This window comes from Bacteroides sp. BFG-606 (assembly GCF_024788145.1).
In the GTDB taxonomy this organism is placed as follows: Bacteria; Bacteroidota; Bacteroidia; order Bacteroidales; family Bacteroidaceae; genus Bacteroides; species Bacteroides vicugnae.
The window spans coordinates 4,520,190-4,546,891 of sequence record NZ_JANUIL010000001.1; the positions used below are offsets into that span (position 1 = coordinate 4,520,190).

Here is a 26,702-nt window from a genome sequence, read left to right on the forward strand (position 1 = left end):
GTTAACGAAACTAGACAAAAGCAATGACAAATACAAAGAAATAAGAGAGATTCTACTAGAAAACATCTATTTAGAAACATTTTTATTTCCAAAATTGATTATTCACCTTGCGAAGTTGATTTATCTGAAAGTGTTCTTTTGCTATATGTTATAATTAGCGCATGTTTTGTTTTTGTTAATTTAACCAATCAAATGTGATTCCAGTTTCTTCTTATAGACCCATATACTTATTATAAAATAAATAAGTGCCTGTATCCAGAGAGTTATATATTCCGGTCTGATATCAGCCATACTGGCTCCCATAGAATTCAGTTTCACAAAAGCAAGCGTACCTGGTGCAGCTGGAAAAATGAAATGGGCCACCTTCCAATACCAGGGCATTAGTTCCATTGGATAGGAAACCCCGGAAAGAAAGATTAATCCTACGGAGAAGAAGGCGATCATGAGTAGGGGAGCTTCAGAATCCGTAAAATACCTGGAAGCAGCCAATCCCAGGAAAGAAGTTGCCATCAAATATGGAATCAATAATAACACAATGTATAATCCGTTTCCAATATTAGGTATGCTGAAAAAATGAGGGAGCAAGCCTAATAGAAAAAAGGCAAAGATGGCATAAAGAGCACAGTACACAGACGTTTTTCCTGCTACTATACGAATGGCAACTCCCCAGCCATACCCAAAAGGAGTATATGCGCGGATTCCTTTACTACTGTATTCTTCTCCGGTCACCATACCAATAACCATCAGCAAGGTCTGGAAAATTATAATCATCATGACTGCCGGAATAAGATAGGAACCATATCCTTCGGTATAATTATAGAGTGCAGTGCCTTCCACATTGATCGGTTTCGCCATAGCTACGGCAAGCAATCCTTGTGGCGGAAGAAACACCGCTTCATCTGGCCGGTATTTATCATTAATAGCCAGCATGACACGTGAAGAAGCACCTTGCAAAGCTTCGAAATACAGGAAGGCATCAGTAGTTGCATAAAGGGAAAATACGGCTTCATCTCCCCGGAACACCCGCTCTTCAAAGTCATGAGGCAGATAGAGTATTCCCTGTACTTTGCCTTCTTTCATCCATTCTTTTGCTTCGTGATAATCCATAGCCTGACTGGAGATCTCTGCCTGGGGAGTAGCATCCAGCCAACGGATAAAATTACGGCTCAATTCACTGTGCGAATTGTCGACTACGGCAACAGGTACATCGGTTACAATATTCGGTGCATACATATAATTGTAGAGCAACCCATAAACGAAGATTCCTCCCATCAACACCAGCAAAACCGCATAACTGGTACTGATAGCTAGAAATTCACGACGAATGATGAATGACAACTGTTGTAACTTACTTAATGTTTTCATACTTATGACTTTCTATAGCTCGTTTTAAATGAGGAAGCAGCGACAGGGCCAGCAACGGGAAGATACAGAGTATCACAGCCGACGGCCAAAGATGGATAAACCCACCGCCTCCATAGAGCATGGTTTGCATCATTTCCGTAAAATGACGGACTGGGAACAAATGGGAAGCATCCCTCACCAACGGATACATATTGGGAACCGGAAAGGTCACTCCGGACAAAGTAGCCCCCAGAGAACCTACCATAGAAACTACACTTATAACCAACGATATTGCCGGAAACAGCGAGAATAAAAACAGTCCTAAAGCCTGTGTTGCAATGATGAAAAGCACAGTCATGATATTCATTAGCCACCAACTCCCCTGAAAAGGAATATGCAAAATGCCGAACATGACGTAATTAGCTAGCCATCCTATCAGTATATATATAATGGTATAAGGTAATAATTTACCTAAAACAGCTGTCACTATGTTGCCTTTGGCAGTCGCCAGCCAATCGTCTGCTGTGCGGAACTTGATTTCAATGCCAACCGCATACACGGTAATCAACAGAATCAAAACCTGAAACAGAACAAAGAAAAAGGGCTGACTTAAATATACCGAATAATCCAGACTAGGATTATATATCGGATGATTATTAGCCTGTACGGGTAATAAAAAGGTGGTAATCTGATCCTGCTCTACTCCGAGTGCCATCGCTTGCATCACCACAGGAGAAAGAGCCACCGGAGCTAAGGAAGTTTCGAATGCCGCCATCAACTCACCACCTACCGACATTAATGCATAATGATAATAGTAGGAGAGTGTTGCATTCTTTCCGGTAATCGCATTCTGTTCAAATTGGGGAGGTATGGAAAGATATCCATAAATCTCTTTTTTTTGCACAGATTCACGGGCAGCTGCTTCATTTACAAAATGCTTTGTCACTTTAAAAGTTGGTACGGCAGAAATGTTCCTGACTATCGTCCGGGAAGTAGCAGTATTGTCCTGATCAACAATACCGATAGGAATGTTTTCCATCTGTCCGTTGCCAAAGATCGTAGCCATAAAGAAAAGGGTGAACAATGGCAAGACAATGCAGACACCAAAATAAAGGCGCCGCGAAGTCATTCGCCGCCACTCTCTGAGCAGTACGGAACGAAAAGGGGAATATGTTTGTGATTCATCCATTCTCTGGTTTATTTGATGTCTATTAATCTAAAGTCAATAACACGGACATACCGGGACGCAAGTCATCCACCTTTTGGGTTGGACGGGCATGAATCTCAAAGGTACGTAAGTCATAGCTTCCGGTTTGCTTGGTTGATTTCCAGGTAGCAAAACTGCCTAACGGACTAATATAATAGATTTTAAATTCAATATTTTCTTTACCGATAGCAGGCACGTCCGCAACGAATGTTCCGTCCATTTTAAATTGCGGCATCAGATCTTCCCGCACGTTAAGAACAACATGTATATCATCCATCACCACCAAATTCATAATGGGAGTTCCCGGTGCAACCAACTCTCCACGTTTAGGGAAGATCGTTGCTATCTGTCCGTTTTCCGGAGCGGTCAACCGGGCGTCTACCAGCAGAGCCGAGACTTCATCCACTGTGCTTCGGGCAGCATCGACCATGCTGGCAGCAGACGCTTTATCTTCCTTTTGTGCACCATCTACAGCCATCTGATACTGTTCATAGGCAGCGCGTTCGGCTGCTACAGCCGCTTTATACATAGCTTCTACTTCATCTTTTCTTTGAGAAGTAACGACACTGTCCTTATATAAAGTAAGAATACGGTTGTAGGTTGTCTGGGCGAGAGTAAGATCGCTCTTCGTTTTGTTCCATAATTGAAGTGCAGTAGCTACAATCTGACGACGGGTTCCGGCATCTATTTTCTTGTTCTGTTGCACTGCTACCTGTTCCAAGGCATTCACTTGTTGATACTTGGCATGTACTTCAGGGCTATTAATGACAACAAGAGTATCTCCCTGATGTACCCAGTCTCCCTCCTGAACGAAGAAAGTGTCGATACGGCCGGGAAGTTTCCCACTGATACGGATTTCTGTTGCTTCAGCTTGTCCTTGCAAGACCAGCGGCTGTTTATGCATGATTATAACTCCCAGGCCGGTGAAAATACCGACAGCCAGAAGAATGATGACAAAAGCCCATGATAGGGTTCTACTAGTTGGTTTCATTGTTTGTTACGGTTTAGGTTGATAGTTTGCAAATTGTTCCGGTGTGCCACAAAGCGAGAGTAGATTCATAAGTGCCACATCATATTCATAATATGCTGCCAGACGAGCCACTTTTACACTGGCAAGCATGGTTTCAGCATCAATAACTTCGGTAGAAGTTGCCATTCCTTCTGTAAATGATTTCTTTCGGATGCGTACCAATTCTTCACTTAAAGCAATCGTTGCATTTAAAGCTTTTACATTATCCTGTGCCTTTTCCAACTGCGTGTAAAGTTTATCTACCCCAACAGCCAGATCATCACGGGCTTTCATCTGTCCTAAAGCCAGAGTTTGTTCCGTTAATTTCGATTGCCGCACTCTTTTTTCACGATCCAGCCCGTCAAAGAGGTTCCATGTAAAACCAATACCTACCATGGTACGCGGTAATAAATTACTCTGAATACCATGCGAATACAAGGTCTGCTTTCCGAAAAGGGCTATATTCGGCAAATAGCCGCTCTGAGCAATCCGCACTTCTTGTTTGGCAATATGCTGCTGCAACTGTAATTGGTTGAGTGTATAGTTCCCGCTGTTTACAGAAAGATCGAATAGCATTTTAGGTGGCAATGAATCATTCATAAAAAGGGGAGAGGTAGGAGTGATGTTGGCATCTGTATCCTTTTTATTCAGCAAGACTTTTAAGGCACTTTGCACTACTGTTTCTTCTTTTCGCGCAGCTTCCAAGGCACGTTTGGCTTCATCCATATTTACCTGGGCAAAAAGCCTGCCTGCCTTGTCAATCATTCCTGCCGCCTCTAATTTCAAGGCATTTTCATAATGTTTCTTCAATCCGTTGTAAGTTTCTTCACGGACAGTTACAATTTGTTGTGCCAATCGAAGCCCATAATAACTTTCAACCAATAAACTTTGCTGATTGGCCGATACCTGTGCCCGACTTTCCCGTGCCAAGTCGACCATCGTTCTTCCGATGTTGGTGGCACGAAAACGCTTACCGCCGGAAAAAAGTACCCACTCGGCTGATAAATCGACAGTTGTCAGATTTCTTGGAGTCAAAGGAAATATAAGGGTATTTGCCCCAATTTGATCCAATATAGATGAAATAATCTGGTCATCCGGAATAATGGAATGTACAAAGTCCTTAGCCGGATCGGTAAACTGCGACAAAGGCTGTTTGACTTCGATCTTCTCCGACATGTGTACAAACGCACCTGTAGACTGAAGACTGGGATACCAGAAAGCATTCAGCTTATCACGTTCTGCCTTTGCAATCTCAATACTCTTATCTGCTATTTTCAGACTCTGATTTCCTTGATTCAACAGATGCAGTGATTCTTCGAAACTCAATGGTGTCTGTGCATCTATCTGACCGATGGAAAAATACAAAGTCAATAGTATAAAAAGTCGCTTATTTTTTTTCATACTGGTTAGGTTATATCTGAATTTGAGATATTCTAACAGATGAAAAGAGAGGTTTGTTCATTAGAAAGAATATAGCGATACAACAAAAGGAGTTTTCAACGCTTTTTTATAAGATGTTCTATTTTTCATCTTCTCTTTGAATCACGCTTGTGTCATTTCGATCAGATAGAAAAAATGATGCATAAAATAATGCAAGTATATACAATATACGTGTTATTAATGGATATAAACTACTTGAATATACAAAATATAAATACATATTGGAGTCGTTTCTTTAAATGAAAAGCTCCGTTCCTTTAAATGGAACCAGTCGTTGGTCGGTGAGAAGCGTGTTCTCCCTTTAAAAGCAAGCTCCCAAACAGCTCATAAAGCACCCGTTGGTTTCTAAATCTTATTTATTTTACTAGAGACTAAAACTATCTATTTGAAACAATATAAGCAACTTTAGTCTCACATATTCAATATTTGTTCTCTAGTTAGAACCTATTGATAGATTATCCACTAAATTAGTTTGTGTCTGAATCTTATTAACCAGAAATCCTGGAGTTTTTCCTATAGGGACTATCGTCAGTCTGTATATTTTTAATTATGCGGGTCACTAATATGCGTTTTTTCATATCCGGTTGTTTTTTCAGCAACACAAAAGAGTTGAAGAGACTTTGATTTCACTTTTTTCTTGCATTAAAATTTCTGCGATTTTATTTGAGATATAAAAATTATGTTTACCTTTGCATCACCATTTCATAAGGCTTTTGAGTCGAGAAATGCAGTAAGCATGCGGTAATAGCTCAGTTGGTAGAGCACTAGCTTCCCAAGCTGGGGGTCGCGAGTTCGAGCCTCGTTTACCGCTCTTTTGAAAATCAGGTGGTTATCTTAAATAAACTGCCTGATTTTTTTATTTTTCAAGCCTCCTTTTTCCATGGTTTTACCGGCTCAGTTGGAAATCTTGGGGGATTACCCATTCTTAATTTCTGCTATGCATATACTTTAGCTAATCTAAAGAGGAAGAATCTCATATCTGCGACTCCTCTGAAGGAGGCTCTGAAAGCTTTTATTTTCGCATTAAAAGCTTCAGCTGCCGCATTGGTACTTCTGTTGACAAAGAAGTTTAATATCCTTTCATAATGATTCTCAATAGAGTTTGCTACGGTTGCAAACGTTTCATAGCCATACTCTTCTATTTTACTATACCATAAAGCTAATTTAGCTCTTGCTACATCTTTATCATAGTTTGTGGAAAATATCTTTCCCAAGTGTAAAGAATAATAATACACCTGCTTGATATCATCAAATTGTTTGAATAATATTTCAGCTCTAATCTTCTGGCTTTTAGTCCATTTATCAGGTGCTTTAAATAGTAAATATCTACTTCTTGCTAGTAGCTGCCTAAGCGTGTCTCCATTTTTAAAAGTCTCCGGTTCATAAGCTACTCCTTGTTCCTTTGCAGCTTTTATTGCCTTGTTCTCATCTTTCATTACCTGCCACCGATAAGTAATACGCAACTCCTGTACGGCTTCGTATACGAGTTTCTGGACATGAAATCTATCGATAACCTGCATGGCGCGTGGAAAACAAGTTTTAGCAATCTTCTGCATACTTCCTGCCATATCCAGTGTGATTTCTTTGACCTGATTACGTTGTTCTTTAGGAATCTTCATTAAGATAGCTATAATATCTTCGGCCTTTGTTCCTTGGACTACGGCAATGATTGAACCTTTACGGCCTCGTTTATCCCTGTTGAGTAAGATGGTATAAAGTTCACCTTTACTTAGCGCCGTCTCATCGATACATAGATTATAACCTATATTTTTAGGGTAAAGAATATGGTCTTGGGCATGCTCTTTTTGATTCCAACTCTGATAATCACTCAAATGGTCCTTATATTGATTTTGAAGCTGTTTGCCGTCCATGCAGTAATGCTCGGCCAGACTTTGACAGCTAACGGCATGATTATCTAAGTAATTCTTTTAAAAAAGCACCGAACTCAGCTGTGATGCGAGTACCGGTGGCTACTAAATTCCAGTCACGACTATAAGTCTGACCGGTTGAAGGATCTTCCCAACGACGACGTTTGATACGCAAGTAAACGGCTTTGCCGCGAATAGGAAAATCCTGAACTTCTATCTCAGGAAAAAAGCCTTTCGAATGAAGGGATAAATGGGACAGTTCAGAAGGAATAACCGGGGTTTCTTCTAAAAAGAGAATAAAGCAGGTCTCTTGAGAAAGGCTATCAACAACGGTGAAGTACTCAAGGATACCGGAAGGCAGAAATAGGCTTAAAATATCAGCCGGAAGAAGTGGAGTTTTAGAGTTCGTTTTCATAATGCAAAAATAAGCATTTTAACCAAATCCCCCAAGAATTACAACTGAGCCGTTTTACCTATTATCGGAGTAAACCTAAACTGAACATATTGTAAAATAACCCTAATTGAATAACCAATATGGCTAAGAAAATAGAGAAATATCTCCCCGTAGATTACAGTGACAGTTTTTCCATAGAAGTTACAGAAAACCATCTGTCACCTAAAGATATTATTTTAAAAGTCTTTGCTCATAACCCCGCTTGGCTCCGAATGTTGTATGCAATAAGGGCCTGTTTAGTCAAACCTTTCGGTATAGAAACTAAAGCTATTGAAAGTGAAGAACTTATTATAGAGGAAGACAAGCAAGAAGCAATTATGAGAAAAGACGATAAACATTTATTGTTTTATGTCGATATTCTCATTACACCATTGGAAACAGGAAAACAAATGATTGAGGTTACCACATTAGTAAAATACCATAATTGGGTAGGAAAAGCTTATTTCTTTTGTATAAAACCTTTTCATCGGGTCATAGTGCCTTTAGTTCTCAAAAAGGCACTATGCTGAACAAACATAGTCGGGGATGCAACCATATAACGAATATGAAAAATGAGATATGTAATATGGAAGCACATGACTTTAGAAAATTAATGCATGAAGAATAGGGCAGTTCATGCATTTTTCGTATTTTTGCACCCTGTTTTAACACTCAAGAAAACTTTAAATAGAAAAATATAATGGCAAAAGAACTGAAAGACCTTACCAAACGTAGTGAAAACTACTCACAGTGGTATAACGATTTGGTGGTAAAAGCTGATTTGGCAGAACAGTCTGCTGTGCGCGGATGTATGGTGATCAAGCCTTACGGATACGCTATCTGGGAGAAAATGCAACGTCAATTGGACGACATGTTCAAGGAAACAGGACACGTAAATGCATACTTCCCGCTATTAATCCCGAAATCATTCTTAAGCCGCGAAGCAGAACACGTAGAAGGGTTTGCGAAAGAGTGTGCCGTAGTAACACATTATCGCTTGAAGAATGCAGAAGACGGTTCAGGAGTTGTAGTAGATCCTGCAGCTAAATTGGAAGAGGAATTAATTATCCGTCCAACATCAGAAACAATCATCTGGAATACTTATAAGAACTGGATTCAGTCATACCGTGACCTACCTATTCTCTGCAACCAATGGGCGAACGTTTTCCGTTGGGAAATGCGTACCCGTCTTTTCCTGCGTACTGCCGAATTCCTGTGGCAAGAGGGACATACCGCTCATGCTACCCGTGAAGAAGCAGAGGAAGAAGCTATCAGAATGTTGAATGTATATGGTGAATTTGCAGAAAAATATATGGCTGTTCCTGTTGTAAAGGGAGTGAAATCAGCCAATGAACGTTTCGCAGGTGCACTTGACACTTACACAATAGAAGCCATGATGCAGGACGGAAAAGCATTGCAAAGTGGTACTTCCCACTTCCTGGGACAAAACTTTGCAAAGGCATTCGATGTTCAGTTCGTTAACAAGGAAAACAAGATGGAGTATGTTTGGGCTACTTCATGGGGTGTTTCTACTCGTTTGATGGGTGCATTGATTATGACTCACTCGGATGACAACGGATTGGTATTACCTCCACATTTGGCTCCGATTCAGGTAGTAATCGTTCCTATCTATAAGAATGACGAACAACTGAAACAAATTGATGCTAAAGTAGAAGGCATTGTAGCTAAGTTGAAAGCACTGGGTATCTCTGTGAAATATGATAATGCGGATAACAAACGCCCGGGCTTCAAATTCGCTGATTATGAATTGAAGGGTGTACCTGTTCGTTTGGTTATGGGTGGTCGCGATCTTGAAAACAACACGATGGAAGTGATGCGCCGTGATACACTGGAAAAAGAAACAGTTACCTGTGAAGGCATTGAAACATACGTTCAGAACCTGCTTGAAGAAATGCAGGCTAATATCTACAAAAAAGCATTGGATTACCGTAATTCCAAGATAACAACAGTAGATACCTACGACGAATTTAAAGAAAAAATCGAAGAAGGCGGATTTATTCTGGCTCATTGGGACGGAACCACTGAAACAGAAGAAAAGATTAAGGAAGAAACCAAAGCAACTATTCGTTGTATTCCGTTCGATTCATTTGTTCCGGGCGACAAAGAACCGGGTAAATGTATGGTTACAGGTAAACCATCTGCTTGCCGCGTCATATTTGCACGTTCTTATTAAATAGAAATTGTATATCATTATAAAAAGGATGAAAGCGATTGAATCGTTTTCATCCTTTTCTTTTTTCCTTCCATTTCAGTTTTATTTCAGAAATATCCCTTTTCTTTGCAGTATGTAAAAAAAGAAAGGAGAACAAAATTATGAAGATATTGATTGTAGAAGACGAACCCTCTTTGAGAGAACTGATTCAATGTTCACTTGAAAAAGAACGTTACGTGGTAGAAACAGCCGGTGACTTCAATTCTGCTCTACGCAAAATTGAAGATTACAACTATGATTGTATCTTATTGGACATCATGCTGCCGGACGGAAGCGGACTTGATCTTCTCGAACGATTGAAAGCACTCCATAAACGGGAAAATGTGATTATTATTTCCGCCAAAGACTCCCTGGAAGACAAAGTCTTGGGATTAGAACTCGGAGCTGATGATTATTTGCCGAAACCCTTTCATCTGGTTGAATTAAATGCACGTATTAAAAGCGTGATCCGCCGTCATCAGCACGATGGAGAGATTGATATCCGCCAGGGCAATGTACGGATAGAACCGGATAAGTATCGTGTCTTTGTGAATGATCTGGAAGTGGAACTAAATAGAAAAGAGTATGATATCCTATTATATTTCATCAACCGCCCCGGAAGATTAATCAATAAAAATACCTTAGCCGAATCTGTATGGGGAGATCATATCGATCAGGTTGATAATTTTGATTTCATATATGCACAGATCAAGAATCTTCGCAAAAAGCTCAAAGATTCGGGTGCAACGATTGAAATTAAAGCGGTCTATGGATTTGGATATAAAATGGTGGTAGAATAAAAAAGGAAAGAGATTATTGTCCATGAAATTAATATATTACATCATTCTTCGTATTACACTTGCTCTGACCCTTATACTGACGGTCTGGGCTATCTTTTTTTACGTTACGATGATCGATGAAGTCAACGATGAAGTGGATGACGCTTTGGAAGATTATTCGGAAACCATCATTATCCGGGCATTGGCAGGAGAGGAGCTACCGTCTAAAACTAACGGTTCCAACAATCAATATTATATGATGGAAGTGAGCAAAGAATATGCGGAAAGTCAGGACGATATTCAGTATAAAGACTCTATGGTATATATTGAAGAGAAAGGAGAAACCGAGCCGGCACGTATTCTTACTACTATCTTTAAAGACGATGAAGGACGATACCACGAACTGACAGTATCGACCCCCAGTATTGAAAAAGATGATTTGAGAGATGCTATCCAGGTGTGGATAATATTTCTATATGTAGCTTTATTATTCTGCATTATTATTATTTCCGTATGGGTATTTTACCGGAATATGCGACCGCTCTATGTACTTCTGCACTGGCTGGACGGTTATCAAACAGGGAAAAGGAATAAACCTTTGAGTAACAATACTCAAATCACGGAATTCCGGAAATTAAATGAGGCTACCATCCGTTATGTAGAACGTACGGAGCAAATGTTCGAACAACAAAAACAGTTTATCGGAAATGCTTCACACGAGATACAAACTCCACTTGCTATTTGCCGTAACCGATTGGAAATGTTGATGGAAGATGATTCGCTATCAGAAAAACAACTGGAAGAACTGATGAAAACGCATCAGACTTTAGAATACATCACTAAATTAAACAAGTCTCTATTATTGCTTTCCAAAATTGATAATGGCCAGTTTACCGATACCAAAGAATTGGAATTCAATGTACTTCTCAAACAATATCTGCAAGATTACGAAGAAGTTTATGATTATCGCAACATAGAAGTCACGATAGATGAACAAGGTGTTTTCAAGGTGACAATGAACGAATCTCTGGCTGTTGCTTTACTCACTAACCTCCTGAAAAATGCATTTGTACATAATATTGACGGGGGACATATCCGAATCACCGTTACTAAGAACGGTATTACTTTCCGAAATTCGGGGGTGGAGCATCCGCTGGACAAGGAACATATCTTCGAACGTTTCTATCAGGGTAGCAAAAAGGAAGGATCTACAGGGCTGGGATTAGCTATAGCCGATTCCATCTGTCGTTTGCAACATCTGAATATAAATTATTACTTCGAGCAGAATGAACATTGCTTCGAGATTTCCCAATGATAAGATTCACCCGGAAAACACAAAGGACACGGATTTAAAGTGAACGACCTGTCGGTTATCATAAACCAATTTGTCAGGTATATCCATTCACCTGTTTCTCCGTGTCCTTTGTCTTTTTATGATGAATCAGTTATCTGGAGCGTATTTCTCTCCTCATAAACATGATATAAGAAATAGCGAAGCAAATAACCGTTGCCGCAATCAATCCGGTCAGCTGCGGCCATACAACTAAAAGACTTTGTCCCAATGGGAGCGGACTAGGGATAGCTCCCTGTACCTGTTCCATAGTCAATGGTCCCAAACTTCTGACAGAAGGCATCAGTAATGTGGTGGTAGCTTCATTAAACAGTTCACTTGGCGCCAAACGCATCAACCCTAGAATAAACTTCTGATAACTGATAATCTGATAAGGTGATGCCATCTGTGACGGACTCAACCCTTTAGCCACCAAATTAACAATCATGGTATAGAATACGCTAAAAAACAACCAAACAGCCACAGATGCTAATGCGGAAGTCGCTGCCTGACGGAAACGGAGTGAAAACAGAATAGCCAGATTCAACCAGAATGCTACATAAAAGATACTGGTAATGATGAAGAAAACAATTCTCCAAAACTCTTCTGCCGTGGGAGGAATGCCAATAGCAATCAGTCCACATCCCATCACCAGAAAGCCCAATACAAACAACATGATACCTATCACAATCAGAGCAGCCACAAACTTCGCATTGATAATGCAATCGCGATGAATAGGCTGGGACAGCATACGGCTCAATGTTCCTTTATTTTGTTCGGAATTGACTGCATCAAATCCCAAAGCGATTCCCAATAGAGGCCCTAAGAAGTTAATAAACAGCACAAAAGAGGGGAGAGTCCCATCTGAAACCGTAAACAACTTCAAGAAAAGAAACGAACCGTCCGGATCATTAGGTTTGATGGCTTCACTAATATTGGTGAGTGCCGTATATAGCGACCCCATACAGGTAAGTGCTATAATACCTATTAATATAATAAAACGCCAACTTTTGACATGATCGGAAATTTCCTTGTTGACGATAACCCAAAAAGGATGATTGACTTTATTCATGCCTTTCTCCTCCTTCCTCAAAATAATGGTTATAAATATCAGATAATTCCTGCTTCTTATCTTTCAATTCTGCCATATCGATCAAAGCAAGTAATTGGCCATTACTGAACAAACCTACCCGGTCGCACACTTTCTGTACCTGATCCAGATGATGGGAAGAGAAAAGCACAGTCAGTCCTTCTTCTTTACTCAACCAGCGAATCAGTTCGATAAATTCCTGAACACCTGCAGGGTCAATCCCTGAGGTCGGCTCATCGAGAATTATAATCTCCGGATTTTTAATAAGTACATCAGCCAATCCCAACCGCTGTCTCATACCACGAGAATATTTCCCGGTCTTTTTAGCTAACTGATCTTCAAGGCCTACCCGCTTCATCAGTTCCATAGCCTTAGTTTTTGCCTCTTTATCAGCAATACCATTTAATCGCGCTGTATAGATCAAATTCTCCGGTCCAGTCATATCATCATAGAATCCTACATCTTCTGGCAAATACCCAATTTTCCTTTTTACTTCAATGGGGTGTGTAGTAGAATTGATTCCACAAATTTCAACTGTTCCCGAAGTAGGCTCTGTCAATCCCAACATCATTAAGATAGTAGTTGATTTTCCAGCACCATTCGGTCCCAGCAATCCGAAGATTTCTCCTTTCCGGATATTCAGGCGAATATGATCTACAGCAGTGAAATTACCGTATTGTTTGGTCAAATCGGTAAGTACGATCACTTGTTCGCCCATAATTTACCTCCTTCCATATTTACGGAACAGGTAGTAAACCACGCCGATGGTGGCAATAATGATAAGAACGCCTACCCATCCCCATATCATCGGAGTTTTTACTGCAACTCTGAACTGCGCATCGGCATTTACTTCAGGAGTTTTTGCCATGATGGTAGTCACATAGTCGCCTGGCAATGCTTTTTTAGAAGCTTTCAAAGTAGCCATAACCGTTGATGTCTCTCCAGCTTTTAGTGCATCGATTTTTGAAGGTTCGAAAGTTACTTCCCAGTCAGCAGGTTTATTGGCAGATAGCTGAATATCTTTCAGTAATGAAGAGCCTGTGTTTCTGACTTCCAGTTCTATTTTCTTTATATCACCTGCTGTGACATCTGTACTCAATAGCCCACGGGGAGTAGTCAGTTCCATTTGATAAGAGCCGGTAACAACCACTTCCAGTTCCAATTCGGCAGAAGTGGTACCTGTAGCGGCACGTACCGGAATTTTGTAACTGCCGGCTTCTACATTGGCAGGAGGAGTAATATCTATACTTACATTTTGAGTGCTGTTGGCTTCCACTTGTGCAGAAGTGGCTTGCTTATAGTTAGGTTTAAAAACTACATTCCAACCTCTGGGTGCATTAGCCATCAAAGCATATAGCTGCTGGTCGGCAGTCTGATTCTTTAAAGTGGCACTGAAAGTGAAGGTTGATTTGGAATTTCCCTGCATGTTGGGTTGGTCGGTAGTAAATTCAGTCTGGTATGTTCCTTTTTGAGCAACCACCACATCCAACGGAAGTTTGGCGTTTCCGGCATATACCACAAAGTGATAATTACCTTTATTCACCTTTAATGGGACTTCGACTTTTAAATTGAAAGTCTTTTTCTCTTTGGGAAGTACTGATAGTTGGCTAAGGCTCCAGCCACCGGATTTCATTTCGTGTTTCCAACTGGCGGACAATCCGCTGACAGAAAGATTCGCATTCGTCAACTGGTCTGTGTTGTTGATAAGATCAATACTGTAGTCAATTGACGCTCCGGGAGATACGGAGATTTTTGTGTAAGGTGTGTACAGAATCACGCTCTTAGGTATTGAATCATTGGCGTGCGTGTAACTCATAGGGAGCATCCCCAATAGAATAGCTAATAATAAAAAATAATTTGTTCTCATAGTCATAAAAAAGTTCTTATGGTTGTTTAATATGAATATTGTCAAATCTGTGTGTGCAAAAATAAACGATGTGTATATTAGTAGTTTTAAAAGAATCATAAAGAATCTAATTTCAGAAAGAAATTATAGTGACACTATCCCTATAGGATGGTGACGGTATCCTTTATATATAGTGACACTATATTAATCGGATAGCGTCACTATATTTTTTCGATTTTTTTGGGGGAAATTCTCAAAATTCCCAAATCTTTTCAGATTCTCCTCTCATCTTTGCATTATAAAATTAATAATAGTAAAAACCAATATTTAAAAAACAACGATTATGAAAAAGTTAGTATTCTTATTAGTATGTCTTTTCACTTTGCAAACAGTAGCTCGTGCAGATGACGACAAACCAATCCAGGTAACTCAAATGCCACAACCGGCACAGCAGTTCATTAAACAGCATTTTGCCGATAGCAAAATAGCATTAGCCAAAATGGAAAGTGATTTCTTCTATAAAAGTTATGAAGTGATTTTCACGAATGGTGATAAAGTGGAGTTTGATAACAAAGGTAACTGGGAAGAAGTAAACTGCAAATATAGTTCTGTACCTACAGCAATTATTCCGGCAGCTATTCAGAAATATGTAACGACCAATTACCCTGATGCTAAAATTCTGAAAATTGAGAGAGATAAGAAAGATTATGAAGTAAAACTATCCAACCGTACGGAACTGAAGTTTGACCTGAAATTTAATTTGATTGATATTGATTTCTAAACCTGTTTAAATTGAACAAAGATGAAACTAAAGATTTATACACTTTTACTGGCACTAAGCGTCACATGGAGTCTGCAAAGTTGTGACAACGATGACGATGGTTCAATAACTGTTCCTGCCGAACTTCAAAGTGCATTCTCATCCAAATTCCCTAATGCTGCAAATGTGAAGTGGGAAACTAAGTCCGGATATTATGTAGCCGATTTCTATGACGGATATGAAGCATCTGCATGGTTCACCCAGGATGGAAAATGGCAAATGACAGAAACGGACATTCCTTATAATGCATTACCACAAGCCGTAAAAACGTCTTTTGAGAGCAGCGAATATGCCTCATGGAAACGGGATGATATAGACAAACTGGAACGGACAGGCGTTGAAACTGTTTTCGTGATTGAAGTCGAAAAGCAGAATCAGGAGGTAGATTTGTATTATTCTGCCGATGGAACTCTGATTAAAAGTATTGTAGACACTGATGATGATAACACCGAACATCTTCCTGTACAATTGACTGAAGCTATGAAAAACTTCATCAATGAAAAGTATCCGAATGCAAGAATCTTGGAAGTAGACGTAGAAGATGATAGAAATGATTGGGATTTCGGATATACAGAGGTAGATATCATTCATAATGGAATCTCAAAAGATGTATTGTTCAACCAGACTGGAAATTGGTATTCTACTTCATGGGAAGTACGTCAGAATGAATTGCCTGAAGCGGTAAAAAGTACTCTTAATAATCAATATGGAGAATATCGTTTTGACGAAGCGGAGTATGTTGAAAAAGCAGATGGTAGCATATATTATCGAATTGAACTTGAGAAGGGGAATGTAGATAAAGTAGTAAACATAGGCGAGAACGGTACTGTCCTTTCATAGGTCAAAGTGTATAATTCTGAAACCTAATTCTCACAAACAACAAACGATGACATTATTCCTGGTGGATATGTCATCGTTTATTGTTTTTTACTGTTCCTGTGCACGTTTTCTTTTCACTGCCGATTTAGCAGTTTTATCAGTGATGCTGTCCGTTTGTTGTGGTTTCACCTTTTCAGCTTCTTCCCGTTTCCGCTTATTGCGTAACCGCCATTTATTCCAGAAATATAAATCACTCCATTTATTGAAGTCCTTCTTATACATGATACCTACACCTTGTGTAGTCAAATTTGTTTTTGTGTAATAACGGTCATTTGTCTCATTATAAGCCTTCAAACGGATATCTCCCGAACGGGTAATCAGCCATTCTGCTTCAAAGTCTCCTACAAAGTTAGTATTAGCCATCGGATTATCCCGATAACCGAAGTTTCCGTTTATCAATAAACGGTTATTCAATAATTGTCCCGACAAAATACCTTCTACTTCCATATCTGTCCAACCCTTATCACCCGTACTCAAATTCGTACCGATATTCCAGTTATTCGTTTCAAAGATCTGTGAAAGTGCATTATTCAACTGGCCGGAAAGAGTCGATGAGAGCACCGATGACATCACATTCGAATTCTGATTGTTATTACGGGCATCTTCCGTATAGAACTTGCCAATACCCAACAAATAAAGAATCTGCATATTCATCTGCTCTTCCGTACTGATATAATTACGCACCAATGTTTGTATTTCATCTCTTTCATTCGGAAGCTCAATACCCAGTTTGATAGTCGGCCGTACCAGCATACCACTTAGATTCATGATACAATTTACACGCACATTGGGTTGTTGTATAATAGCCGAAGCATCCGGTATCAAATCATTCAAAGAAGCAGAGTTCACTGTATATGAAGCTTGTATATCCATGTTAGCATCCAAAGGTGCACCATTGAATGTTATTGTACTTCCATCCTTGATAATAAAGTCTTTACGGATCACTTCCTGCAAACTAAATTTATATACTCCTTGATTGATCCGGTAATTACCGAACATCTTCACATCACCCTTATTATAAAATTCCGTCCGGATATTTCCCGTACCTTTTCCGCTGATATAATCTCCGGCAATAGGGTCCATGATGATTCGCATGGTGGCATCGGGAGTTGCATCCACCAGAATATTCAAACGGATATCTGTTTTCTGTTCTTCCTCCTCCTGACGTTTTTGCTGTATTTGTTCGTAATATGAGATTACTTGAACAGAATCCTGGATAGTACGACGAGGTGTTTTATCTACAAATTTGATAAACTGATTGCTAGTAGCCGATGCTACACTACCATTAATATAGGTAAAGGTAGTATTTCGATTTGTAGTCATGGCCACATTTACGTCGAGCCCCTGTATGGCATTTCCAGAGAGCAATACATTTCCGGTACCATACACCGTACCATAAAAAGGCATATCTGTCGATTCTTTTGTGTTCATCACAAGCATATTATTTGCCTGTATCTCAAAACGATAGTTTAGGTTCTTAAAATGCTGGAAATGCAAATATCCATTCATTCTTCCCGAATGTCCTTCCATATCAGAAATATGTATATTATTGAATGTCAATCCGGTAGGAGCCAGATGGATGGTGTCTTTTACTGCAAAATGCGTGTTTAAAATATCAAAATTCATGGATGCGTCTGTCATTACAGCACCATCCAGGTTCAATCCTTTAAATTTTCCATAGAAATGTACTTTTCCTGTTCCCCGCCCTTTAATATCATTGGCAATAGACTTCATATAATGTTCGAGGAATTTCAAATTCAATTCATTTGCTTCAATATTTAAATCAAGTCCGCTCTCGGGTTTTAATGGATAAATAATACCCGTGACACGCGATGGAGAAGGGGATATATCCTGAATGGATGCATCCAAACGGATACCTCTGTTTTCATTATCCCACTCACCATATATATCCAGTTCACCCAAACGACCGTTGTTGAGTGAGAAATTCTTTATAAATAAACGAGTATTCATGATAGGCTTTTTAAGCACTCCGCTTGCATAAGCCGTTCCTGTTGCATCACCCTCAAAATTAACATCGTCGGATATACTTGCAATATCAAATACATATCCCATATTTATATCCTTTAGATCAACCTTTACAGTATCTTTAGGATTCTCGGAAAGCCGGCCGTTAATACGTACATATCTATCCTGATGACTAAAGTAGAAGTTGTTCACATCCACTCGTCCGGAATCGACTACCACCTGCGAAGGATGTATCTTCCAAAGAGTATCATTTAAAATAACATCAGTAGGTTTCACATCCACCATCGCTTTCAATAAGGACTTTTCTCCGCTTGTACGTAGAAATTTGGCAACAGCTGCTAATTTCCCGCTATATGTTGCTGCAGCATTATTTCCCCAATCCAAAGTCGTACTGACATCGTCATCTTTAGCTTGTGCATCCAGAGATAGATTGACCGCTCCTTTCTTTTTCAAATTAGTCAGACGAACCCGTGCGCGGATATGATCTGCCGGATTCTCGCACAGAATCATGCCTGACTCAATAAAGTTGTTCTTATATTGCAGACGGGGGAAATATCCCTCTACACGCAAGCGTTGTAAAGCATCATTAAAATACCCCTTCAACGTAGAATGAGTATACACCGTTAACGGTATATCAAATATCGTAGATAAAATGTCCGTATTATATATATGTATATCAAACAAAAAGTTATTATGGGTTTCAATCGGCTTCTTGGGAGGTAATATCAAAGACGGCACATATTTCCGCATAATATTCAGAATACTGGCAGGTAATGTGTGATATTGGAATTTTCCCTCTATGCTTGCTTTCAGGAATTCAGAAGTCAATCTAAGCTGATTTTCTCCATTTTGTTTGGTTGCCCGGATATTCAAATTCTGCATGAAATATGCTTTATCCGGAGCTGTAAATTCCAAGCTATCCACATTGATTTCTCCAATCATCTCATCCACTGATCCACCTGTAAAATTGGCTTTCAGTTTTAAACTAAACTCTGCATCGGGATATTTGGTGGTAAGATTCAAATCATGTGGACGTACTTTATTGACTACTGCAAGAAAATTGAAAGTAGGAACTTTGGATGCAACATTTACGTCTCCATTCAAATAAATAGAGCCATTAGGATCATCCAACGCTATCTTTCCATTAAATCCGCCTTGTTTGTATTCTCCGTCCAGTGTGATATTTTCATATCTATATCTGCTATAATCTATCGAAGCAATCAGTCCTTTCAATTCTACGGCAGGCAAGTGGTCAGCAATATGCCGGCCATGTACATCCAGATTGAAAGTAATTTCTCCCAACTCCTCATTATCCAATAATTTACCTAGTTGAAAATCCTCTGTTTTGACAGCTCCGGAATACGCAAACAATCCTTTTGTCTTATCAGAGCTCAATTTCAAGTCGGTCTTTACATTTCCAAGACTCGTTTGTAATTGCCCATAAGTAACTAAGTCTGTGAAGTATCCCGAAATTTCTCCCTGAAAACTCACGTTTCCCAAACGTTCGAGAAGAGGAGGAACTCCATTATAATTATGGCTTAAATTACGCACTAAAAAACCGACTCCGCGAGCATTGGCCGAAAGTTCGGAAAGAGTTCCATATACATACGCATCTTGTGGACGCGATAAGTCCTGAAGCGATACATCTCCTCGCAGACGAAACTGACGGCCATCGGCTGTAATCTCCAGATGCGAACAAGTCAACTGATCCACAGTCCCCTTCACCTCCATATCCAATGTCACCGGTTCCTTGAAATGCGAAAGGATAGGAACAAAAGGAGAAATATCTTTTAAAGTAACTTGCGACGGCAAAGTACGGAAAGAGAAATGTACTTGTTCTGTAAAACGGTCAAAAGCTTTCAAACTATCATACTCCAAATGAATGGTATCGAGTTTGAGGAAGGTTTCGGGCAATTCTATTGTAAAATTATCAATGTTTGTCTGCTTGTTATTGGCAACCAGTTTCAAACTCATTTTCTTCAAAGAGAAGCCGGATGCTTTTTCATCAAGGCTCAATCGCTTGATCCCTAAATTCAAAGAGTCCTTACTTAATGCCTTCAACGATATATTAGCGATGATATTTTGAAGCTGAATATGCTTAGCATTAAATTTTCCCGGTGTTGCTTCTTCCGACAACACATGATAAGACATCCTTCCACGACGAATCAGGATGGAATTAATACGTAAATCAAGGGAGTTTTCTTTCTTCACCGTATCTTTAGAAGCAAAAGCATCCAAAACAAACTTAAAATTAGGAGGTGAATCCGGAGTCTCTTTCAGGAGATTGATATTAAATCCGAAAAGCTGAACACTGCTAATGGATATCTTTCCTTTAAAAAAGGGCATAATATCGAATTTGGCGGACAAACGTGTGACTTTAAGCATTTCCTGACCACTCTGATCGTCAAGCAATACATCATCAATAATAATACGGTTCAATAGACCGATATTAATTCTACCAATCACTACCTTTGTATTTAAAACTTCGGAAAGTTCTTCAGCTACAAATACACTCATTGTTTGCTGAATGTTTGGTATATTCAGCAAAACAATAGTCCCGATATATACTCCCAGTACAATACCTACTACCCAGCGTACAGTCTTTTTCAGCGTTCTGATATGCGATTACTTTTATTTTGCGAACAAAAATATAAAATAGTTCGTTACGAATCATAGTTTTATGATTACTTTTGCACCGTTTAATAGTTTAAATACTTATGAGTGCAATAATTTTAGGAATTGAATCCTCCTGTGACGATACGTCGGCAGCCGTAATCAAGGATGGTTATTTGCTGTCAAATGTGGTATCAAGTCAAGCCGTACATGAAGCATACGGCGGAGTAGTACCCGAGTTGGCTTCACGGGCACACCAACAAAACATCGTACCGGTAGTACATGAAGCATTAAAACGTGCCGGCGTCACCAAAGAAGAGTTGAGCGCAGTAGCTTTCACTCGCGGACCGGGATTGATGGGGTCTTTGCTTGTTGGGGTCTCCTTTGCAAAAGGATTCGCTCGTTCTTTAAATATTCCAATGATTGACGTTAATCATCTGACAGGACATGTCTTAGCTCATTTTATTAAAGCAGAAGGAGAAGAGGAGAGACAACCTGTTTTCCCATTTCTCTGTTTACTAGTATCCGGAGGAAATTCACAAATTATACTGGTCAAAGCCTATAATGATATGGAGATTCTCGGACAGACTATTGACGATGCCGCAGGTGAAGCTATTGATAAATGCTCTAAAGTGATGGGACTTGGTTATCCCGGCGGACCGATCATTGACAAACTGGCTCGTCAGGGAAATCCGAAAGCTTTTACATTCAGCAAACCGCATATCCCTGGTCTGGATTACAGTTTCAGCGGATTGAAAACTTCCTTTTTATATTCATTACGCGACTGGTTAAAGGAAGATCCCGATTTCATAGAACATCACAAAGTAGACCTTGCAGCATCATTGGAGGCTACTGTAGTGGATATTCTGATGGATAAATTACGAAAAGCCTCCAAAGAATATAAGATTAATGAAATAGCTGTAGCCGGAGGAGTTTCTGCAAATAATGGATTGCGTAATGCTTTCCGGGAACATGCCGAGAAATATGGCTGGAATATTTTTATCCCTAAATTCAGTTATACAACTGATAATGCAGCCATGATCGCCATTACCGGATATTTCAAATATCTGGATAAGGACTTTTGTTCTATTGATCTTCCGGCTTATTCTCGTGTGACGTTATAATTGGGTATACCTTATTTATATATAATAGGATAAAAACTAAGAAGTATGTTTGCCGAAATAATAACCATTGGCGATGAACTGTTGATAGGACAGGTTGTCGACACTAATTCAGCCTGGATGGGGCAGGAATTAAATAAAATAGGCATTGAGGTTCTTCGTATTGTTTCAATCCGTGACCGGGAAAAGGAAATCATGGAAGCGATTGATAATGCGATGGAAAGGGTGAATATTGTTTTAGTAACCGGAGGACTCGGACCTACCAAAGACGATATCACCAAACAAACTTTATGTAAATACTTTCATACGGAACTGGTTTTCAACGAAGAAGTATTCGAAAACGTAAAACGGGTACTGGCAGGGAAAATACCTATGAATGCACTCAACAAAAGCCAGGCAATGGTTCCGAAAGATTGTACGGTGATAAATAATCCTGTAGGAAGTGCCTCTGTCAGCTGGTTCGAAAGAGATGGAAAAGTACTTGTTTCCATGCCGGGCGTTCCGCAAGAGATGACTGCCGTAATGACAGAAAGTGTATTGCCTAAGCTGCACGAGAGGTTTCAAACGGATGTGATTATGCACCAAACATTTCTCGTACAAAACTATCCGGAATCCGTATTGGCAGAAAAACTGGAACCGTGGGAGAGCACTTTGCCGGAATGTATCAAATTGGCATACTTGCCTAAGCTGGGTATTATTCGTCTTAGACTGACAGGACGCGGACAAAACAGGGAGGAAGTAAAAGTTCTTCTTGAACGTGAAAAAGTAAAATTAGAGGAAATACTTGGTGAGGACATTTTCAGTGAAGAAGATACGCCTTTGGAAGTTATAGTCGGTGAACTTTTAAAAAAGAAGAAATTGACCGTTTCCACCGCAGAAAGTTGTACCGGAGGCAGTATTGCCGCACGTTTGACTTCCATTGCCGGTAGTTCTGAATATTTTAACGGAAGTGTAGTAGCCTATTCCAATGAAGTAAAAATGAGACTTTTACACGTTTCCTCCGAAACATTGGAGCAACATGGGGCTGTCAGTGAAGAAACTGTGATTGAAATGGTAAAAGGTGCGATGAAAGCACTAAAAACCGATTGCGCCATTGCTACCTCAGGGATAGCAGGCCCCGGAGGTGGTACTCCCGAGAAGCCGGTGGGAACTGTTTGGATAGCCGCTGGTTATAAAAACGAAATTTGTACTTACAAACAGGAAACGAACCGCGGAAGAAGCATGAATATCGAAAGAGCAGGCAATAATGCACTATTAATGCTCCGTGATTTACTCAAATAAAAGAAAAATAGGTGCCTGGAAGTGAATTATTTTAGGAAATTCTTGTTTTATACGGATAAAAGTGCTTACTTTGCGTCCTGTTTGAAAGAAGTATAGATATAAAACTATAAAAATAAGATAGAAATGTCGAAGATTTGTCAAATTACCGGAAAGAAAGCCATGATTGGCAACAATGTTTCACACTCAAAGAGAAGAACTAAAAGAACCTTTGATTTGAACTTGTTTAACAAAAAGTTCTATTATGTAGAACAAGATTGTTGGATCAGCCTTAGCATTTGTGCTAACGGGTTGCGTATTATCAACAAAAAAGGACTGGATGCTGCGCTGACTGAAGCAGTGGCTAAAGGTTATTGTGATTGGAAAAGCATTAAAGTAATCGGCTAAACGTAGAGGAGAAAACTTACAATGGCAAAGAAAGCAAAAGGTAACAGAGTGCAAGTGATTCTGGAATGTACAGAACACAAAGACAGTGGAATGCCGGGAACATCTCGTTATATCACAACTAAGAACAGAAAGAATACTACAGAAAGACTTGAGTTGAAAAAATACAACCCGATTCTGAAGAGAGTAACAGTACACAAGGAAATTAAATAATAAAGTCGTATAACTCATGGCAAAGAAAACAGTAGCAAGTTTGCACGAAGGTTCTAAAGAAGGTCGTGCTTATACCAAGGTTATCAAAATGGTAAAATCTCCAAAAACTGGAGCATACGTTTTTGATGAACAAATGGTTCCGAACGAAAAAGTACAAGACTTTTTCAAAAAATAATCGAAATAGCATATACGCTATAACTGCAAAATCCTCTCATTGGCAAACAATGAGGGGATTTTTTATTGCTTCTTTTTTTACTTTTCCAATCCTTTGTTATATCTTTGTAGCAAATGTATTATACAAACAAGTGTAAATATGGGATTTTTTAGTTTTTTTTCAAAGGAGAAGAAGGAAACTTTAGATAAAGGATTATCTAAAACCAAAGAGAGCGTATTCAGTAAAATAGCTCGTGCTGTGGCTGGCAAGTCAAAAGTAGACGATGAAGTATTAGATAATCTGGAAGAAGTGCTGATTACATCTGACGTCGGTGTAGAAACAACTTTAAATATTATCAAGCGCATCGAAAAACGTGCTGCTGCAGATAAGTATGTAAACACTCAGGAACTGAATCTTATATTACGTGACGAAATAGCAGCTCTGCTTACTGAAAATAATTCGGATGATGTAGCTGATTTCGACATACCCATCGCAAGAAAGCCTTATGTCATTATGGTTGTGGGAGTAAATGGGGTAGGTAAAACTACGACTATTGGCAAACTAGCTTATCAATTCAAGAAAGCAGGTAAATCCGTTTATCTGGGAGCCGCCGACACTTTCCGCGCTGCAGCTGTGGAACAGCTAATGATTTGGGGAGAACGGGTAGGAGTTCCCGTAGTCAAACAGAAAATGGGAGCGGATCCCGCATCTGTGGCTTATGACACTCTTAGTTCGGCCGTTGCCAATAACGCAGACGTGGTTATTATTGATACAGCAGGTCGTCTGCATAATAAGGTAGGCTTAATGAACGAGCTGACCAAAATTAAGAATGTAATGAAAAAGGTGGTGCCTGATGCACCGGATGAAGTTTTATTGGTATTGGACGGTTCCACCGGACAAAATGCATTTGAGCAAGCCAAACAATTTACTTTGGCGACGGAAGTTACCGCTATGGCCATCACTAAGCTTGATGGAACCGCCAAAGGTGGTGTTGTGATTGGTATTTCCGATCAATTCAAGATTCCTGTTAAGTATATCGGACTAGGCGAAGGCATGGAAGACCTGCAGGTATTCCGTAAAAATGAATTCGTTGATTCCTTGTTTGGAGAAAATGCATGAAAAGAAAGACGATAGATATTATTACTTTAGGATGTTCTAAAAATCTGGTTGACTCCGAGCAGCTGATGCGTCAATTGGAGGAAGTCGGATACAGCGTAACTCATGACACTGAAAATCCGCAAGGGGAAATTGCGGTAATCAATACATGCGGGTTCATTGGTGATGCCAAAGAAGAATCCATAAATATGATTCTAGAGTTCGCTGAAAGAAAGGAAGAAGGGGATTTAAAGAAACTTTTCGTGATGGGTTGTCTTTCCGAACGCTATCTCAAGGAACTAGCTGTTGAGATACCACAGGTAGATAAATTTTATGGGAAGTTTAATTGGAAGGAGCTTTTACAGGACTTGGGAAAGGTCTATCACGATGAATTATATATCGAACGGACATTGACAACTCCCCAGCATTATGCTTACCTGAAAATTTCAGAAGGATGTGACCGTAAATGTTCTTATTGTGCTATCCCCATTATTACAGGACATCATATTTCCAAACCAATGGAAGAAATTCTGGACGAAGTACGATACTTGGTATCGCAAGGCGTGAAAGAATTTCAAGTGATCGCACAGGAATTGACTTATTATGGCATCGACCGGTATAAGAAACAAATGCTTCCGGAATTGATTGAACGTATTTCTGATATACCCGGGGTGGAATGGATTCGCTTGCATTATGCCTATCCAGCACATTTTCCAACAGATTTATTCCGGGTTATGCGCGAACGTGACAATGTATGCAAATACATGGACATTGCCCTTCAGCACATCAGTGACAATATGTTGAGGTTAATGCGCCGACAAGTGAGCAAAGAGGATACTTACCAATTGATCGAACAATTCCGTAAAGAAGTGCCGGGCATTCACCTGAGGACGACTTTGATGGTAGGACATCCCGGAGAAACAGAGGAGGACTTCGAAGATCTCAAAGAATTTGTACGTAAAGTACGTTTTGATCGGATGGGCGCTTTCGCATATTCCGAAGAAGAAGGGACTTATGCTGCAGAAACATACGAAGATTCTATCCCACAAGAGGTTAAACAAGCCCGACTTGATGAATTGATGGATATCCAACAAGGTATTTCGGCAGAGTTAAGTGCAGAAAAGATCGGTAAACAGATGAAAGTTATAATCGATCGTCTGGAAGGAGATTATTATATCGGACGGACAGAGTTTGATTCACCGGAAGTAGATCCGGAAGTATTGATTGATCGTTCAGAGAGAGAGCTTAAGATCGGACAGTTTTATCAGGTAGAAGTGGTGAATGCGGACGATTTTGATTTATATGCAAAGATTATAAATGACTATGAATAATAAGGAATTTACATCCGAACTAGCGGAAAGATTGGGATATACAATCAAAGATACTTCCGAATTGATGAATTCTTTGCTGTCCAGTATGACACAAGAATTGGAAGAAGGTAATGTGATTGCAATTCAAGGATTCGGTTCTTTTGAAGTGAAAAAGAAAGCGGAACGGATCTCAATCAACCCGGCAAGCAAACAACGCATGCTGGTTCCACCTAAATTGGTATTATCGTATAGACCTAGCAATACATTGAAAGATAAGTTTAAATAAATATT

The 26,702-nt window shown here is 39.6% G+C and carries 24 protein-coding genes and 1 tRNA gene; 15 read left to right on the top strand and 10 right to left on the bottom strand.

What is annotated here, in order from left to right; translation table 11 throughout:
* Window positions 1-180 precede the first annotated feature (180 nt).
* The 4 genes from NXV01_RS16890 to NXV01_RS16905 are packed head-to-tail and all read right to left on the bottom strand — an operon-like array spanning window position 181 to window position 4,961.
* The gene (locus NXV01_RS16890) at window positions 181-1,365 is read right to left on the bottom strand and encodes an ABC transporter permease (protein WP_259022940.1); all 1,185 of its coding nucleotides are present in this window, start codon (window positions 1,363-1,365) and stop codon (window positions 181-183) included.
* On the bottom strand, window positions 1,349-2,533 hold the full coding sequence (locus tag NXV01_RS16895; RefSeq protein ID WP_148366709.1) for an ABC transporter permease: 1,185 nt from the start codon (window positions 2,531-2,533) through the stop codon (window positions 1,349-1,351). The genes NXV01_RS16890 and NXV01_RS16895 overlap by 17 nt, the downstream gene beginning before the upstream one ends.
* Before the next feature lie 22 nt (window positions 2,534-2,555).
* A complete protein-coding gene (locus NXV01_RS16900) occupies window positions 2,556-3,542 on the bottom strand; it encodes an HlyD family secretion protein (RefSeq protein WP_148366708.1) in 987 nt (328 codons plus the stop codon).
* Window positions 3,543-3,548: 6 nt separating this feature from the next.
* Window positions 3,549-4,961, bottom strand: a complete 1,413-nt coding sequence (locus NXV01_RS16905) for a TolC family protein (RefSeq protein ID WP_148366707.1) — start codon at window positions 4,959-4,961, stop codon at window positions 3,549-3,551.
* A gap of 777 nt (window positions 4,962-5,738) precedes the next feature.
* Here NXV01_RS16905 and NXV01_RS16910 point away from each other — a divergent pair.
* Window positions 5,739-5,811, top strand: a tRNA-Gly gene (locus NXV01_RS16910).
* Window positions 5,812-5,935: 124 nt separating this feature from the next.
* Here the strand turns inward: NXV01_RS16910 and NXV01_RS16915 are convergent.
* Window positions 5,936-6,871 carry a transposase gene (locus NXV01_RS16915; protein WP_259021648.1) on the bottom strand — a complete coding sequence of 312 codons (936 nt, stop codon included), beginning with the start codon at window positions 6,869-6,871 and terminating at the stop codon, window positions 5,936-5,938.
* Window positions 6,872-6,911: 40 nt separating this feature from the next.
* The gene (locus NXV01_RS16920; protein WP_259021647.1) at window positions 6,912-7,283 is read right to left on the bottom strand and encodes a transposase; all 372 of its coding nucleotides are present in this window, start codon (window positions 7,281-7,283) and stop codon (window positions 6,912-6,914) included.
* Window positions 7,284-7,402: 119 nt separating this feature from the next.
* Between NXV01_RS16920 and NXV01_RS16925 the strand changes: the two genes are divergently transcribed.
* From NXV01_RS16925 to NXV01_RS16940, 4 genes are all read left to right on the top strand, one after another.
* Window positions 7,403-7,831, top strand: a complete 429-nt coding sequence (locus NXV01_RS16925; protein ID WP_148366706.1) for a DUF2867 domain-containing protein — start codon at window positions 7,403-7,405, stop codon at window positions 7,829-7,831.
* A gap of 170 nt (window positions 7,832-8,001) precedes the next feature.
* Window positions 8,002-9,495, top strand: coding sequence for a proline--tRNA ligase (gene proS / locus NXV01_RS16930; RefSeq protein ID WP_004306082.1), 1,494 nt, complete (start codon window positions 8,002-8,004; stop codon window positions 9,493-9,495).
* Window positions 9,496-9,635: 140 nt separating this feature from the next.
* On the top strand, window positions 9,636-10,313 hold the full coding sequence (locus NXV01_RS16935) for a response regulator transcription factor (RefSeq protein ID WP_148366705.1): 678 nt from the start codon (window positions 9,636-9,638) through the stop codon (window positions 10,311-10,313).
* A gap of 22 nt (window positions 10,314-10,335) precedes the next feature.
* Window positions 10,336-11,607 (top strand): HAMP domain-containing sensor histidine kinase, encoded by a 1,272-nt coding sequence (locus NXV01_RS16940; protein WP_259022941.1) that lies wholly within the window; start codon window positions 10,336-10,338, stop codon window positions 11,605-11,607.
* A 130-nt stretch (window positions 11,608-11,737) separates the two neighbouring features.
* On the opposite strand, the gene NXV01_RS16945 is transcribed toward NXV01_RS16940, so the two are convergent.
* Genes NXV01_RS16945 through NXV01_RS16955 form a run of 3 tightly spaced genes read right to left on the bottom strand, consistent with a single transcriptional unit; the run spans window position 11,738 to window position 14,585 of the window.
* Window positions 11,738-12,694 carry an ABC transporter permease gene (locus NXV01_RS16945; protein WP_004295992.1) on the bottom strand — a complete coding sequence of 319 codons (957 nt, stop codon included), beginning with the start codon at window positions 12,692-12,694 and terminating at the stop codon, window positions 11,738-11,740.
* Entirely contained in the window at window positions 12,687-13,430 is a 744-nt protein-coding gene (locus NXV01_RS16950; protein ID WP_195650127.1) for an ABC transporter ATP-binding protein, read from the bottom strand. Before NXV01_RS16950 ends, NXV01_RS16945 begins: the two co-directional genes overlap by 8 nt.
* Window positions 13,431-13,433: 3 nt before the next feature.
* Window positions 13,434-14,585: an NEW3 domain-containing protein gene (locus NXV01_RS16955; protein WP_148366702.1), complete on the bottom strand. Its 1,152-nt coding sequence runs from the start codon at window positions 14,583-14,585 to the stop codon at window positions 13,434-13,436.
* Between the two features lie 316 nt (window positions 14,586-14,901).
* Here NXV01_RS16955 and NXV01_RS16960 point away from each other — a divergent pair, with 316 nt between their 5' ends.
* Both NXV01_RS16960 and NXV01_RS16965 read left to right on the top strand, forming a co-directional pair.
* Complete coding sequence (locus NXV01_RS16960) at window positions 14,902-15,339, top strand: PepSY-like domain-containing protein (protein ID WP_148366701.1); 438 nt, start codon at window positions 14,902-14,904, stop codon at window positions 15,337-15,339.
* A 21-nt stretch (window positions 15,340-15,360) separates the two neighbouring features.
* Window positions 15,361-16,218, top strand: a complete 858-nt coding sequence (locus NXV01_RS16965) for a PepSY-like domain-containing protein (RefSeq protein WP_195650128.1) — start codon at window positions 15,361-15,363, stop codon at window positions 16,216-16,218.
* Window positions 16,219-16,305: 87 nt separating this feature from the next.
* On the opposite strand, the gene NXV01_RS16970 is transcribed toward NXV01_RS16965, so the two are convergent.
* Complete coding sequence (locus tag NXV01_RS16970) at window positions 16,306-20,760, bottom strand: translocation/assembly module TamB (RefSeq protein WP_195650129.1); 4,455 nt, start codon at window positions 20,758-20,760, stop codon at window positions 16,306-16,308.
* Window positions 20,761-20,960: 200 nt separating this feature from the next.
* Between NXV01_RS16970 and tsaD the strand changes: the two genes are divergently transcribed.
* From tsaD to NXV01_RS17010, 8 genes are all read left to right on the top strand, one after another.
* Window positions 20,961-21,980, top strand: coding sequence for a tRNA (adenosine(37)-N6)-threonylcarbamoyltransferase complex transferase subunit TsaD (gene tsaD / locus NXV01_RS16975; RefSeq protein ID WP_148366698.1), 1,020 nt, complete (start codon window positions 20,961-20,963; stop codon window positions 21,978-21,980).
* 45 nt (window positions 21,981-22,025) lie between these two features.
* A complete protein-coding gene (locus NXV01_RS16980; protein WP_148366697.1) occupies window positions 22,026-23,258 on the top strand; it encodes a competence/damage-inducible protein A in 1,233 nt (410 codons plus the stop codon).
* A gap of 123 nt (window positions 23,259-23,381) precedes the next feature.
* Complete coding sequence (gene rpmB / locus NXV01_RS16985) at window positions 23,382-23,642, top strand: 50S ribosomal protein L28 (RefSeq protein WP_004295983.1); 261 nt, start codon at window positions 23,382-23,384, stop codon at window positions 23,640-23,642.
* 21 nt (window positions 23,643-23,663) lie between these two features.
* Entirely contained in the window at window positions 23,664-23,852 is a 189-nt protein-coding gene (rpmG, locus tag NXV01_RS16990) for a 50S ribosomal protein L33 (RefSeq protein WP_002560155.1), read from the top strand.
* 16 nt (window positions 23,853-23,868) lie between these two features.
* The gene (locus tag NXV01_RS16995) at window positions 23,869-24,027 is read left to right on the top strand and encodes a DUF4295 domain-containing protein (protein WP_004295982.1); all 159 of its coding nucleotides are present in this window, start codon (window positions 23,869-23,871) and stop codon (window positions 24,025-24,027) included.
* Window positions 24,028-24,165: 138 nt separating this feature from the next.
* The gene (ftsY, locus tag NXV01_RS17000) at window positions 24,166-25,125 is read left to right on the top strand and encodes a signal recognition particle-docking protein FtsY (protein ID WP_148366696.1); all 960 of its coding nucleotides are present in this window, start codon (window positions 24,166-24,168) and stop codon (window positions 25,123-25,125) included.
* Window positions 25,122-26,432, top strand: coding sequence for a 30S ribosomal protein S12 methylthiotransferase RimO (gene rimO / locus NXV01_RS17005; protein WP_148366695.1), 1,311 nt, complete (start codon window positions 25,122-25,124; stop codon window positions 26,430-26,432). Before ftsY ends, rimO begins: the two co-directional genes overlap by 4 nt.
* Window positions 26,425-26,697 carry an HU family DNA-binding protein gene (locus tag NXV01_RS17010; protein ID WP_004306073.1) on the top strand — a complete coding sequence of 91 codons (273 nt, stop codon included), beginning with the start codon at window positions 26,425-26,427 and terminating at the stop codon, window positions 26,695-26,697. The genes rimO and NXV01_RS17010 overlap by 8 nt, the downstream gene beginning before the upstream one ends.
* Window positions 26,698-26,702: the final 5 nt, after the last annotated feature.